At 52.4% G+C, this 14267-nt stretch carries 14 protein-coding genes; 7 read left to right on the top strand and 7 right to left on the bottom strand.

Annotated features, from left to right (window positions below):
- The first annotated feature begins 1 nt into the window (after position 1).
- A complete protein-coding gene (locus ACFOMG_RS05315; RefSeq protein WP_376865241.1) occupies positions 2–553 on the top strand; it encodes a YaeQ family protein in 552 nt (183 codons plus the stop codon).
- On the opposite strand, the gene ACFOMG_RS05310 is transcribed toward ACFOMG_RS05315, so the two are convergent.
- Positions 528–1649, bottom strand: a complete 1122-nt coding sequence (locus tag ACFOMG_RS05310) for a DUF4377 domain-containing protein (protein WP_376865240.1) — start codon at positions 1647–1649, stop codon at positions 528–530. The two genes, ACFOMG_RS05315 and ACFOMG_RS05310, sit on opposite strands and share 26 nt — an antisense overlap.
- Before the next feature lie 38 nt (positions 1650–1687).
- On the bottom strand, positions 1688–2833 hold the full coding sequence (locus tag ACFOMG_RS05305) for a 1-acyl-sn-glycerol-3-phosphate acyltransferase (RefSeq protein WP_376865239.1): 1146 nt from the start codon (positions 2831–2833) through the stop codon (positions 1688–1690).
- 126 nt (positions 2834–2959) lie between these two features.
- On the opposite strand from ACFOMG_RS05305, the gene ACFOMG_RS05300 reads away from it, so the two are divergent.
- The gene (locus tag ACFOMG_RS05300) at positions 2960–3361 is read left to right on the top strand and encodes a hypothetical protein (protein ID WP_376865238.1); all 402 of its coding nucleotides are present in this window, start codon (positions 2960–2962) and stop codon (positions 3359–3361) included.
- A 31-nt stretch (positions 3362–3392) separates the two neighbouring features.
- On the opposite strand, the gene ACFOMG_RS05295 is transcribed toward ACFOMG_RS05300, so the two are convergent.
- On the bottom strand, positions 3393–3887 hold the full coding sequence (locus ACFOMG_RS05295; RefSeq protein ID WP_376865237.1) for a hypothetical protein: 495 nt from the start codon (positions 3885–3887) through the stop codon (positions 3393–3395).
- Positions 3888–4160: 273 nt separating this feature from the next.
- On the opposite strand from ACFOMG_RS05295, the gene ACFOMG_RS05290 reads away from it, so the two are divergent.
- From ACFOMG_RS05290 to ACFOMG_RS05275, 4 genes are all read left to right on the top strand, one after another.
- Positions 4161–5984 (top strand): response regulator, encoded by a 1824-nt coding sequence (locus ACFOMG_RS05290; RefSeq protein WP_376865236.1) that lies wholly within the window; start codon positions 4161–4163, stop codon positions 5982–5984.
- A 133-nt stretch (positions 5985–6117) separates the two neighbouring features.
- Positions 6118–6378, top strand: coding sequence for a hypothetical protein (locus ACFOMG_RS05285; RefSeq protein WP_376865234.1), 261 nt, complete (start codon positions 6118–6120; stop codon positions 6376–6378).
- Positions 6379–6418: 40 nt separating this feature from the next.
- Positions 6419–9301, top strand: a complete 2883-nt coding sequence (locus ACFOMG_RS05280; RefSeq protein ID WP_376865233.1) for an insulinase family protein — start codon at positions 6419–6421, stop codon at positions 9299–9301.
- Positions 9302–9405: 104 nt separating this feature from the next.
- A complete protein-coding gene (locus ACFOMG_RS05275) occupies positions 9406–10173 on the top strand; it encodes an SDR family oxidoreductase (RefSeq protein ID WP_376865232.1) in 768 nt (255 codons plus the stop codon).
- A gap of 12 nt (positions 10174–10185) precedes the next feature.
- Here the strand turns inward: ACFOMG_RS05275 and ACFOMG_RS05270 are convergent, their stop codons facing one another.
- The 3 genes from ACFOMG_RS05270 to ACFOMG_RS05260 are packed head-to-tail and all read right to left on the bottom strand — an operon-like array spanning position 10186 to position 12873.
- On the bottom strand, positions 10186–10506 hold the full coding sequence (locus tag ACFOMG_RS05270; RefSeq protein ID WP_376865231.1) for a hypothetical protein: 321 nt from the start codon (positions 10504–10506) through the stop codon (positions 10186–10188).
- Positions 10507–10548: 42 nt separating this feature from the next.
- Positions 10549–12354, bottom strand: coding sequence for a TIGR03545 family protein (locus ACFOMG_RS05265; protein ID WP_376865230.1), 1806 nt, complete (start codon positions 12352–12354; stop codon positions 10549–10551).
- A 12-nt stretch (positions 12355–12366) separates the two neighbouring features.
- Positions 12367–12873 (bottom strand): TIGR03546 family protein, encoded by a 507-nt coding sequence (locus ACFOMG_RS05260; RefSeq protein WP_376865229.1) that lies wholly within the window; start codon positions 12871–12873, stop codon positions 12367–12369.
- 344 nt (positions 12874–13217) lie between these two features.
- On the opposite strand from ACFOMG_RS05260, the gene ACFOMG_RS05255 reads away from it, so the two are divergent.
- On the top strand, positions 13218–13808 hold the full coding sequence (locus ACFOMG_RS05255) for a chalcone isomerase family protein (RefSeq protein ID WP_376865228.1): 591 nt from the start codon (positions 13218–13220) through the stop codon (positions 13806–13808).
- A gap of 22 nt (positions 13809–13830) precedes the next feature.
- On the opposite strand, the gene ACFOMG_RS05250 is transcribed toward ACFOMG_RS05255, so the two are convergent.
- On the bottom strand, positions 13831–14265 hold the full coding sequence (locus ACFOMG_RS05250; protein WP_376865227.1) for a DUF4124 domain-containing protein: 435 nt from the start codon (positions 14263–14265) through the stop codon (positions 13831–13833).
- Positions 14266–14267 lie beyond the last annotated feature (2 nt).

The raw sequence follows: 14267 nt of genomic DNA, 5'->3' as shown, positions 1-14267 counted from the left end.
TATGGCGTTGTCGGCCACTATTTATAAAACCCACCTGTCGATTTCGGATTTACGCCGTCACCATTATCAGGACTATTCACTGACACTGGCACTGCATCCGTCCGAAACGGAACAACGCATGATGATTCGGTTATTGTGCTTTTGCCTGTATGCCAGCGAGCAGCTGGAATTCAGCCGTGGCTTAAGTAACGACGACGAACCGGATTTGTGGCAAAAAAGCCTGACCGGCGACACTGAGCTCTGGATTGAACTCGGACAACCGGATGAAAAGCGGGTGCGAAAAGCCTGTGGCCGTGCCAGTCAGGTGGTGATCGCCGGCTTCCAGCAACGTCCGGCCGATATCTGGTGGCAACAACATGAGCATGCGCTGACACGGTTTAACAATTTATCAGTGATTCAGCTACAGCCGGCTGACGAAGCGATACTGGCAGCGATGGTACAGCGTAATATGAAACTGCAGGTGACGCTGGATGAGGGGCAGATGTGGCTGACCGACGAGCAACACAATCTGGAAGTCAGCTGGCAGGTCAGGCAGACGGCGGCCACCAGCTGATGTCATCAGCCTGGTCAGCCACACAGTCATCAAAATCGCTGCCACGATTTTCATTACACACCAGCGCCTGAACCACAACCTCGCCGGATTCCACATAACCACGCAGCAGCAACATATGATCATCATCCCGTGCACCGTTGATATCACTGCACCGACTGTCGCACAACATCAGCTGGCCGCCATCGTATAAGGCAATTTTATTATCACTGTCGGCTGCCGGCAGGTTGGCAGCATTCAGTACAAACAAAAAGGTATTGCTGCTGCCGGTAACGGCGGTCGGGTTTTCATCATTTTCTTTCAGCCGCGCGGATACCAGCTGCCCCCCGGCACTGAGTGTTTTTTCTACCTCAATCTGGTACTGATTACCCCACTGCGGTTCAAAATCGCGGATAGCGGACGAAGTGGTGCGCAACAGTTCCCAGTCGTCCGAGCTGTTGGTGCGGTATACCAGACACAAACGCGGGTCATTATAATTACAGTCACTCTGAAAATGGCGTACCGTCCATTGCGCCTGGCTGACTCCTTCGCATTCACTGGCAAAATCATTTTCAGCCGCTGCACACAGGACTTTATTCAGCGTCAGCTGATCATCCGCAGCGGTAAATTCCAGCTGCAGTACCTGATTGTCGGCAATTGCCTGATTAATCGCCGCTCCCTGCTCTGCACTGCTGCTGAAGGTTTTTTCGCCCCCGAGTGTCCAGCTGGTTTTATCCGAATCAGCGGCGCTGATGATGCCACTTTTGCCGTGTAACGTCAGACTGAAGGCATTGTCATTAGCAGTACTTTTCTCGAGTGAAATAAAGCGGTAACTGTCCGCTTTGCCATTTTTAGCAAAACTGGTTTCCACTTTGATAGTGTGATATTCGCCCCATTGATAAGCACTGAAACCACTGAGATTATTAAACACCGCGTAAGCGTCGCCACTGCTTTTGTCTTTCACCGAAAAACACAGGGACGCTGAATTATCACTGCAGGGCTGCTTGTAATAATTCACCTCAATGGTTTCATTTTTATCTTTGTATTCAATGCCCAGATCCGGGCAAGCGGTCAGCAAACCGGTTGTCAGCAGAATCAACGCAGGTTTCAGGTAATTCATAGCGGGTGAGCGTTCCTTTTGTCCCATAAATATCATGACTACGGTGCAACCGGGAGTAATAACGGCGCAGCATAATTTTCCAGCATCTGACGACGAATAACATCGTCATTCCCCGCCAGGCGCTGCAATAACTGCTGTCGTTTCGCAGCAATATCGCTGTTATCCGCCAGTTCCGGCCAGTCGTGTTGTGGCCACTGCTGACGCAACAGACTCAGTGCCGCCTGATGAACCGGCCAGATTTCGGCCATTTCAGCTATTTGCTGATCGATAGCGGCAGCCATCATATCAGCATCCTGCAACTGAGCCGTGGCCAGCGGCTGCCCGAAATTCACTTTTACGCGCCCTTTCTGGCCGGTCAGCCCAAGCAGAATGCTGCGCACATCTTCATCGTCAGCTTTGCTGTAATCACCACATTGCGCCACAGCGACCAGCTCAGCCGCTTTCAGCTGATCACAAGGGTCCCACTCATACTGAATCGACACCGGCACCGGATTAAGCTGCTGCATGGTTTCAGCGAACGACTCATTCCGTTCGCGGCCATGTAATGCCAGCATTTTTAATACGGCGGTATCGGTTTTATCACGGTTATCTTTCGCCCGCCCTTCACGCTGGGCAATCCAGACCGATTGTCCCTGTTCAGCAGAATGGCGGATATAACCCGACAGGCGTTGCAGTTCACGCAGTTTCTGGCGTTTATTCGCGATACTGCGTTTCACCACAAAACTTTTATTGAGCCGCATCACATCTGCGACATCCGGGTTCTGCAACAGGTTATCACCAATAGCAATACGGCTGGTGGGCCAACCGGCCTGATGCAGTGAATAATTGATCATAGTGGGGTCCATGGCGATATCGCGATGGTTGGAAATCCAGACATGGGCTTTCCCCGGGTCGAGATTTTCCAGTCCGGAAACCTCAACCACCGACGTGCTGCGTTGCAGTAACTGTTCAATCTGAGGCTCCAGCCACATCTGAAACTTCTCAACCGAGGTCAGTCGTTGCAGCTGGGCGCGCAGGCGCCAATGAAACAGCGGCCGCAATGCCAGCAATACAGCCGCTGGCCAGCCGGGAAAACGTTGCTTTAACAACGCACCAACCAGCTCTTCAGAAGCCGCCAGCCGCTCCAGCACCGCTTTGACTTCATTATCGTTAAACGGCCGGATATCGGCATAAATATCGCTCATGTGTTCTCTCGTTAAAATAATCTGACCAAAGTACCCTCAACCGGTATGGATGTTCGATGACAATTTTCCCGGTCTGCGCTTTAGTATATCCTTGCCTCTCTTTTCGAGCGAACAAGGTACACCGCAATGGTTGATGTTTGGCAACCGGCTAACACCCTGCCTGCAGGCCCCGACTTGACACTGGTAGAAAAACTGGCGGCACTTTCCGCTGAACTGGAGCAGCATGACGATCTGGATCAGTTTCTCAGTGCAGATGATCTGGCTGCAGCCCGCAGCTGGATTCAGCTCAGCGAAGCACAGTGGTTGCCTGTTATTAAACAGCTGGAAGCTGAATCACGCCTGAAACTGGCGCTTTTTTATACCCTGGCAGAAGTCAAACTGAATGGTTGGCAGGCCGGTGATAAAAATCCGGCAATCTGGATATTCCGTTTTCTGAAGCAAACTCATCAACTTCCGGAAAAAAACTTTATCAGGTTACTCAAAAGTAAAACCGATAATCGCTTTATTCCTTATGGCAGTGTGCTGTAACGGACAGAGAATACGCCTGGCTCAGAATAAGTCAGGCGGCAACATCGCTGGTCAGGTAGTTAATCAGCGCCTGCTGATCATCCGGCCAGTGATAATACAACCAATGATGCTGATATTCGGCTTCTTTATGAGCGCCGCTGTCAAAACACAGACATACGATTTCCCGCCCATCCAGATCCTTCAGCACTTTTTCGACCGATGCCCGGTCTTTGTCGGCACTGACGCCGATAGCACCCGGCTGTTGCTGTGCGATCAGAAAACCAAACTGCACCGGGTCGGCTGTCACCATCACATCCCAACCCGCCCGGCGAGCCGCCGACGCGATCTCAACCGACTGATTACTGTTTTCGGCAAATAACAACAATACCTTGCCACCCAGTGCCAGATCATCGGGAATCGGCATATTGTTGCCCTTCAGGAAAGCGACAAAACTTTCCACCGGAATACGGTTATCACCACGTCCCGGCAGTTTATAAGCTTCCAGATGGCCACGTTCGATCCAGCGAATGACGGTTCGGAAATTCACACCGCAATATTTCGCCACTTCGCCGGTTGTTAAAGCTTGTTTATCCCTCACCACGCACTCTCAACTCAACAGGATACTTATATGTCAGTATAGATAGACCTGTGTGATTGCAAGGCGAAAAACCGTGAAAACAAAAAAGCGATATAAAAACCCTGATTTCTGTAGCAATTTTGCCTGAAAGCCAGTTAAGTCACTGTCGCTACGACTTACAAACGACTACAGTAATCAGGTAACACTCCGAAATATCTCACTGGTGGGCCATTCGAGGTAGCTATGCAGAGAAACCTGTTGCTGGTCGATGACGAAGTCGGCATTTTGCAAGCCATACGCAGAATGTTGCGTTCCGGCCAGTATCGTATATTTGAGGCAGCGAATACCGCCGAAGCGCTGGACATCATCGACCAGCAAGACATTCATCTACTGGTCACCGACTTTAAGATGCCCGGCGAGGATGGCCTGGCGCTGTGCCGTCAGGTTCGCCGCCTGTCACCTGCCACCTATCGCATTCTGTTATCTGGCCAGGTCGATTACCCGGCACTGCAACAGGCCTGGCGTAATGGTGATGTGCATCGTTTTGTTGCCAAGCCATGGGACAACCTGCTGCTCACCAGCGACATCCAGGAAGGTCTGAAACAACATCAGCTGCTGCGTAAAGCACATTATCTGCGTCACAACATTCAGAGCGAACAACCTCTGTTACTGACCGATGCCAACTGGGTTATCCGGCTGGCCAACCCACCGATGTGTCAGGCGCTGGGGGTCGAAGAAAGCGACCTAGTAGGAGTTAACTTATTCGCCCAAACCCTGTCATCCATGCCTTTTGAACTGGAAGCCGAAGTGACGACCCAGGTCGAAGCCAGTAACAGCTGGCTCGGCTTTTTCAGTTTTTTCCGTAACGATCAGAGCAAAGCACCGGCGTGGATGACCATCACCTCTGTCAGTGAACATTATCGGGTTGGCCTGTGCCGCTTCTGCGGTGAAGAAATTTCCCCGCCCACAGACTTCCGTGACGAACTGAAACGTTACGCCGGTTCCCACCACCTGCAACGTCTGGAACAGGACGCCAGTGAAGCCGGGGATAATCCGGAGCTGATTGTGGTGACCTTTGACGATCAGGTGAACAATAAAGATTTGTCCTCCATTTGTTACGAACGGCTGCAGGCCGCGACTGACGAACAATTCGAAATTTATTCACCTCAGCTGAACGTATTTCTGGTACTGGTTCCCGGCCACAGCGGCCCCGCCGGTCAGCAATTGCAGCAAATTAAAGAAGACTTCAGCAACAGTGTGCGATTTCAGGGAGAACGATTGCTGCTGACCCCCGACTTGCAGATCGAAAGCAAACCGCAGCAACAGGCTGAATGGCGGGAATGGTTACGACAAAAACTCGGACTGCCGCCGGCGCAGGAGCAAGCAGCAATTGCCGACGATAGCAGCAGCCACCAGGCAGACAAAGAAGACAACCAGCAGGCAACCTACCGGGTACGGCCGCTGTTCAGCCAGCGTGGTGAAGTTGTCGCCTTATTAGCCCCGACCAGCCTGCAGGATGAACAAAGCTGGCAACACTGGATGCTGGCATTACAGCAGGCCTGGCAAGCTGATTTCAGCGGTGATTTCCCACTGATTTGTGATGCTCAGGAATGGACGGATGAGACCAATCAGGCGTTTTTGCGGGCGCTTTACCGGGTACGCGAACAGCACCCGGTTCATGTTATTCTGATTGCCAGCGAAACCCAGATTCTGGGCGACAGCGCTGCGGATCTGCAGCTGCGCTCAGCCTGGCATGAAGCCGGTTGTCAGCTGGTTATGGCTAACTTCGGCCGCAGCTTTCTCAACTCCCGGCAGATTTTATCCCTGCCGATTCAGGGAGTCATGCTGGCGCCGGAGTTTTTATCCAATATGCGCAACAGTAAATCCCTGCCTCAGAGCCGTCGTTTGCTGCAACGTATCCACGATCACGACCTGATGATTTATGCGCCGGATATCAATACCACCGAAGAGCTGGCCGCGGCTCATCAGAGCAATGTCGACTGGCTCAGCGGCGATGTATTGTCAAAAGCCCTGACGGCCGATCAGCTCACCTGGTTCGCGTTATAGCGGTCTGCCCGGCCGCTGCGAATAACACTTCCCGACACGATAACCCTTCCCATCAACTCAGGCTGCGTTATCATGAGCGACTGGCTGTCCAGCGGAAGGCCGTATGGACAGCAGTGTTTTTCAGGAGCCCGACGTGAACAAAGATCAAGCCTACCACCAGATAGCTTTAGCCTGTCTGAAAACCCTGCGCGAATCCAACAGCGCTGAATCCAAAAACCAGGCACAGGCACTGTACGATGCCATCGACCAGGCCTTCGAAGGCCAGTTAGCCTTATTACTGGCGGAACTGGAAGACAGCAAACAACGCCTCAGCCTGATCAGTCAGCTGGACCCACAACGCCATTCTCTGGCCGATGCCCAGGCAATCATTGCCGCCAACAGCACCGCCCATTAACGTATCTCAGAACAACGACTCACAGAAAACAGGAACTGACATGCTGTCACCTCGTTACTGGACTTTTTTATTCATCGTACTCGCCGCGATTGCATACTCTATGGTTAAACATCTGAATCAGCCCGAACTTATTGTCAGTCCGTCGGATCCGTTTTCGTATCGTTATCTGGAACTCGACAACGGCATGAAAGCACTGCTGTTGTCGACTCCGGATTCAGATAAGGCCGCGGCAGCGGTTTCAGTTTCGGTGGGCAGCGGCGACGACCCGCAAGACCGCGAAGGCCTGGCTCACTTCCTCGAGCATATGTTGTTTCTCGGCACTGAGCCTTACCCCGAAGCCGGTGAATATCAGGCCTATATCTCCCGTAATGGCGGTGTCCATAACGCCTTTACGGCTCACAGCCAGACGACCTATTTTTTTGAGGTGAATAACACCGCGCTGGCTGGCGCACTGGATCGTTTTGCCCCCTTCTTTATTTCACCAACCTTTGATGAACAATACGTCGAACGGGAAAAAAACGCGGTACACGCCGAATATAAATCAAAATACAAAGATGATTTCCGCCGTATTTTCTCCGCCGAAAAGCAGGCGATGAACCCTCAGCACCCGTACGCATCGTTTTCGACCGGGAATCTGGACACCCTTGCTGACCGTGACGGCAGCCATATCCGGGATGAACTGCTGACGTTTTATCAGCAACATTATTCTTCCGATCGTATGACCCTGGTGCTGGCCGGTAACTATCCGCTGGAGCAGCTGGAACAATGGGCCAAAGAACACTTCAGTGCCGTGCCGCAACAAGACAACAGCGGCGACCAGAGCAGCAACCAGCAACCACTGTTCAAACCCGGCCAGTTACCACTGGACCTGAATGTAGAACCGGTTAAAGAAATCCGCCGGCTGCAATTTACCTTCCCGGTACCCGCCTCCAAACACCTGTATCAATACAAGCCGATCCAGGTCATTACCAGTCTGATTGGTCACGAAGGTGAAGGCAGTTTATTGGCCTACCTGAAGCAAAAAGGCTGGGCAGAAGGCCTGAGTGCCGGACGATCACTGGCCACCGATAACGAAACCACCATCGTGGTACAGGTCAGTCTGACCCGTAACGGCTTATTACATACCGATCAGATAACCCAGGCGCTGATGCATTACATCAAACTGATCAAACAAGCGCCGCTGCCCGATTATCTGATTACCGAACAAGCCACCATGAGCGAGTTGTCTTTCCGCTTCCAGGAACAAAGCCGGTTATCCGACTACGTGGTACGACTGAGCAGCAACTTATTAATCTATCCGTCGCACGATGTGATTTATGGTGATTACAAATGGCTGCCAATCAGCCAGCCAACACTGAAACCCTTCCTGGACGCACTGAACGTCAACAATATGTTGCGCACTCTGATTGCTCCGAATGTGGCCAGTGAAATTCTTGACCCCTGGTATGGTACCCCGATCCGCCTGCGCCCGAGCCAGTTCCCGAACCTCAGTTTACCGGAGGAGGGCCTGGAAGCACTGCACCTGCCACGTGCCAATCCGTTTATCCCGGACAATCTGGAAGCCAGCGTCAAACAGGCCAGCAGTCAGCCGGAAGCTCTGATCAACGATCCTCAGCGTTCGCTGTGGTATTACGCCGAACAGGATTTTGAGCAACCTAAAGCTCACGTACGGGTGCTGTTACAGCAACCTGAAATCCAGCAAAGTGCACGTGCCCGGGTACTGGCGCGGTTATACACCCGTACCGTCAACGAAGCACTCAATACCTACAGCTATCCGGCACACGTTGCGGGCCTGAGTTATAACCTCAGCGTTACCGGCGAAGGTGTGTTGCTGCATATTGGTGGTTACCAGGACAAAATGCCGGCATTGCTGCAACGGGTGTTGCAGGAAATGCAGCAGATTGAACTCAGCGAAGATGCTTTTAAGCGTTATAAAAACTCGTTGCAGCGAGGCCTGGAAAATCAGCTCAAGGGCAAGCCTTACCAACGCACCATGGAAGAGCTGAAGCACTGGCTGTTTGAACCGTCGTTTTCGGCACCCGATTTATTGGCAGAACTGCAGGACGTCAGCCGTGAAGACGTGCTGACCTTTGCACAACAGTTCCGCAATCAGGTCGCCCACGAACTGTACCTGCATGGCAAATTATCCCGTCAGCAGGCCAACACCCTGGCACAGCTGGTACAGGATGTATTCCCGGCCAACCACCCGCGTCTGGCGCCCAGCCAGGTATTACAGGCCCCCGCCGGTGTGCATCAGCAGGCACTGCAGCTGGACCATCAGGATTCGGCATTCACCCTGTATATTCAGGGTGATGAAAATGACGATCAGACACGCGCAGCCTATAGCTTGTTAGGACAAATTCTGTCGGCGCCGTATTACCAGTATATGCGTACCGAACAGCAGCTTGGTTACATCGTGTTTGCCACCCCTTACCCACAAAAAACCGTGCCGGGCATCGCCTTTATTGTGCAGTCGCCACAGGCAACACCTCAGCAGATCCGTGCTCAGTCGGACATTTTTTTCCGCCAGTTCGACAGCCAGCTGGCTGCTATGCCAGCCGCAGAGTTTGACAACTTCAAGCAGGGGCTGATTAACCTGCTGCTGGAAAAACCGAAAAATATGGCAGAAAAAGCCAGCCGTTACTGGCGTGACCTCGGCAACCAGCGCTTCAGCTTTGACACTCTGGAAGCGATTGCAGCAGAAGTGGAAAAACTGACTCTGAATGATATTCAGCAGCTGTATCAGCACGCCATTATGCAGCAACAACAACCCTGGCTGATCTTCACTCAGGGTGGAGAACTGCCGGACACAGCGTTACTGCAGACGGTTGATCGCAGCCAGCAGGCGCGCTTCCAGCTGGACACTCTGACATCCGATAACCAGGCATCCGACACCCAGGGTAATGAGGATCAGAGCCACTAACAGCCCAGCAAGCAGACACCCGCTGAGTTGTTAAGACTGAAACAACCAGCGGGCGTCAGCCAGCGAACGCAACCGCAATAACAATAACAACAGAAGGAATCTCCATGTCGCGCATTGCTTTTATCACCGGAGCGGCTTCCGGCATCGGTCAGGCCACTGCCGCAGCCCTATACCAACAGGGCTGGACTCTGGCGCTGGCCGATATCAATCTGCCGGCACTGCAACAACAGACCGAACGCTGGGATCAGCAACGGGTACATTGTCTGTCGCTGGATGTACGCGATGCGCAACAATGCCAGCAGGCCCTGCAACAGGTAGCGCAACAACATCAGGAACGCCTCGACCTGTTATTTAACTCCGCCGGCATTCTGCAGATTGAACGTTTCGAAAATATCAGCAGTGAGCGCCATCAGCAGATTATCGACATCAATGTGATGGGCACGGTTAATTGTTGCCAGGCGGCGTTGCCTTATTTGCGCAACAGCCGCGGCCAGGTGATTAATATGAGTTCGGCCTCTGCGGTGTATGGCGTGCCGATGTTCGCTTCCTACTCCGCCTCCAAATTTGCCGTACGCGGCCTCACCGAAGCATTACGGATTGAATGGCAGGAATACGGTGTGGAAGTCTGTGATGTGATGCCACCGTTTGTGAATACCCATATGGTGCAGTCACAACAGTCCAGCGCACCGGTACTGGAAAAACTGGGCGTGAATATCGGCGCTGAGGACGTGGTAGCCGAAGTACTGAAACAAATCCGGCGCCCGAAAACACACCGGGCAGTCAGCCTGCCGTTTAAGCTCACTTACCTGTTAAGCGAGTGGCTGCCCGGACGGGTGACGGCTGCGATTATGGCCCGCCTGCACCGCGCCTGAGCAACCGACCGGTTAATCTTTCTGATCGGCCTGTGCCATCAGCGGGCTGACATCCAGCAGGTGATGTCCATACACCCGCTGTTGCTGCAGGTCGATCACAATCACCATGGCCAGTCCCCGCAGCTGGCTGTTGATCAGTACATGTTCGTACTGATCGCCCATACGATAGACATGGGACACCTGCCCGGCACGGCAATCGGCGTGAGCAAAATCTTCAGCCGGAATCGCCTCCACATAGGGCCAGAAGTCCAGCGGCGGTTCACCGCCATCGACACGTTTCGGCTCCAGCCGGGTAGCGGCAAACTCTTCAGCATTTAATAAACGGGTTTTCATTGACTCTTCTCATCATCGTGAACGCACATGTTACAGCCTTTCTCAGAACAGATTTTTCAGTTTGTCTTTGGCTTTATCTTTCAGCTGCTGCTGCTTTTGTTTAGCCCGTTGTTTTTGTTTATCTTCATAGTTATCGAGTTTACGACTGGCCATCTGTTGCAGCTGCTGTGATTTATCATCCAGTGACCCATCCAGTTGATTCAGCTGGGTTAATTCATCACTGTAATCGCCCAGATAGGACTGAACTTTCTCATTCAGCTGCGCCTGCAGTTTATTTTCCAGCTCGGTTTGTTTTTCCTTTAAACGTTGCTGAAACGCCGTATTTAACTGTTTATCCAGATCCGAGCCCAGTTTTACTGTTGGTGAGGTCAGCTTGCCGTTTGCGCTGGCCTGCACATCAAAACGATTAATGCCGGCCAGTGCACGGGTCATCTCTTTAGCAAACTGTGTTTTACCCTGCCCTTCAAACTGAGCATCAACCACCTGAGCGTCTGCTTGCGCCTGTAATTGTCCTGCCGCCACTACCGCCAGCCCTTGCAGCTGAACCCGGGCAGAGCTCAGCTGAGTGCCGGCGATGCCCAGATCAACCGGCTGTAACTGCCAGTCTTTAATGGCCATCGTCAGTGTGTCTTTACCCGGCTGGCGGCGATGATCCAGCACCGCTTCCAGATTCAGATCGTCGATAGCGGTCAGTTGTTGTCCCTGAATCACAACCCGTGCCGGCCGCCCTAACAGCGCCGGTTGGTGGGTAATATCAGTGGCTTCAATCTGCATAAAACCACCCAGCGCCGGGGCACTCAGCTGTGCCCGGCGAATCAGGAATTCCGGCCATGGATTATCCGAAGGGAAATGCACAAACCGTCCGCCTGCGCGCTGTGGCTGTCGCTCTTCGGTTTCCCCGGAAGCCTCATCACTGGCCAGATAAGGTTTGAGTTTGCCATACCAGTACAAGGCTTTTTCCGCCCACTCAGCGGCCTGCTCACCAAACAACAAACCACTGATATTAGCGGCACCACCCGCATCAAAACGGTATTTAGACTTAATGTGCTGCAAATCGGCCGACGGTGCATTTTTCAGTTCCGTCAGGCTGGCAGCGATATCTGTGCGCGCCTGGCGGATTGCCTGCTTTGCCGCCGCGACCGCGGCTTTATCCTGTTTAAACTGCTTTTTCAGCTGCTCAAGTTTCTGCTTACGCTGATTAAAATCCTGCAGTGACTTGATATCCCCGGACAACAGCGTTTGCAGTTGTTGCTGATACGCCGCCAGCGCCTGATCATCCGGCACCTGTGCCAGCGTCTCATCCACCTCCTGCTGATGCTGTCTGAAATGTTGCTGCAACTGATTACCGGCACTTTCAGTGCGCAGCGGCTCACGCGCCAGAATCTCTTCTGCGGATGGCAACTCGGTTAATGCCAGCGGCGATTCTTCCTGCGCCGCATTTTCCTCAATGACCGCCGCTTCCTGCTCTGGCTCTTCCGTCTGCGGCAAAGCACCGGAAACCTGGCGGGCGGTATTAAAACGCAGATCCGTCACACGCAGATCACGCACAATACCTTTCCCTAATAACAGCGGGGCCAGTTCCAGTTCCGCAACAGCCTGCTCAAACTGCAACAGGTTTTCCATCGGCTGTTCACTGTCCGCCACCTGTAACCCGGTCAGCGTGACACCTAACGGCGAAAAATTCAGAGCCACGTCATCAACCGAAACCTGCGCACCGGCCGCCTGGCTGCCAAAATGTTCAATACTGCTTTTAATCAGTGGTGCCGCGGCCAGCATAAAAAATGCAACCAATAATCCGGTTACCACTACAAAGCCGGCTAATCCCGACCAGCGAATCCATTGTTTCATCGCGGTATCTCCTTAATCGGCCAGTGAACGGTAAAGGTTGTAAAACTTACTGGCTTTCAGCACCTGGACAATTTTCAGCTTTTCGAACCAGCTGAGCAGCTTTTCGCGGTACATCACAATCAGCAGACGAGTGATAATAAACAGTGGAATAAACGCCACCAGCGCAATCACGATTCCGCCCAGAACCAGAGTGTTATTGAACGCGGTCAGGCGCCAGAAATCACTCTGATACAAAGAAGTCCAGGTCGCTTCTAACGCTGAATTGTGTAGCAGGCTTTCTCCCAGGCTGAGTGACAATGGATCGATAAAAAAAGCCAGCCCGGAAAAAAATGCCACTGCAACAAAAAAAGCAGATAAGTTAATCCGCACGATAAATGCCAGTAATAACACCAGCAGATTATGCAGGCTGAATAGTGGTGTCAGGCCAACAATCAGCGCCAGCGAAAATGCCAGTGCAACTTGTCCGGGGGCCGACTCTGAATTTAACGCTTTCAGCAGCTTGGCCAGCATGGTAAGCATGGGGGCGTCCTTGTTAATTAAAACGAAAACAAAACTATAAAAGCCAGCCTGCTATAAATCCACCGCTGACCGAATAACAACGAATGTTTTTATTGAGTTTTACGTTTATTTGCCGGTGTTGCGCTCAAAGAATTCCCGTTTTACCCGTGCCATAAACAGAAGCGCTGAGAGTAACAACGCCAGAAAAAGTTCCGTATTGTGACTCAGTCGTAAGACAATACAGGCCACTTTATTGATTTACACCCGGTTTATACCGTCCACGACGGCGTCAACCATTGCCTGCTGCCCGGCTTTCACTCTACAGTGCGCTCATTAATAACAACAAACGTCACTGCGGGACACCTATGAAAACTTTGATAACGTTTCTGCTGGTATTGATCGTTTATCCGACCCAGGCGCTGGTGATCGACGATATCACCATCGAAGAAATTATCCCGGCCACCGCCGATGCGCCGGAAATGTACCTCAAAGGTGCGTCCATGCGCCGCGCTTATGCCATCGTCGATACGTATATCGGCCTGCTCTACGTTGAAGATAAAACCTTAACCGGCAACCAGCTCATTGCCGCGGATCAAGCCCGGCGTATGGTGTTTCATGTGGTGTCGAGCCGCGTCAGTGCGCGTCGTTTCACCAACGCCATTAATGAAGGGTTATCGATTAATATTCCGCAACAACAAATGAAAGCGATCAAACCCAGGGTCGATCAACTGGTGTCGTTGTTCGATCATAAATTTGTACAGGGCACCATCGGCTATATCCAGTGGGACCCGGAAAATCAGCTCAGTCATATTGTGATTGACGGGGTAGAAAAAGGCACCGTGGCCGGTAAAGACCTGAACGATGCCATGCTGAAAATCTGGATTGGCGAACACCCGGTCAGCGAGCGCTTTAAACGTGAAGTGTTAGGCGACTTATCCGATTACCTTGACGACTGAGGACGCCCGCCTGCAGCGTTAATCAGTAACAGGCATCTTTCATCCGCCGCTTTAACCGGTCGCGGGTGGCCCGCTTCTGGCGAATAGAATTCATATCCGTTGCGCCATAGCGCCGGGCCTGAAAGCTGCGGTAACGGGAGCGTGCCTGTTTACAGCGCTGCCGTTTTCGTTCTTCGGCCCGCTCGTTACGTTCCTGCTTCAGACGATTTCGTTTCTTACGCTGATAAGCCGATTGCTCCTGCGCCCGCCAGTTTGTACTGTGGGTGGCTCTGGGTTTAACCGTGCCAATCTTTTCCAGTGGCTCCAGCTTACGTTGCTGCACTTGCTGCGCACTGTCGGACGCCGCTGGCGGACTGTCGGAAAACTGCAGACGCCCATGCTCGTCCTTCCACTGATAAATTTCTGCCTGACTCAAAACACTGACACAGATGCATAAAACCGCTGCTCCATAGCGCATAG

The organism is Bacterioplanoides pacificum (assembly GCF_042648445.1).
Taxonomy (GTDB): domain Bacteria; phylum Pseudomonadota; class Gammaproteobacteria; order Pseudomonadales; family Oceanobacteraceae; genus Bacterioplanoides; species Bacterioplanoides pacificum.
This window is presented reverse-complemented; position numbering and strand designations above follow the sequence as displayed.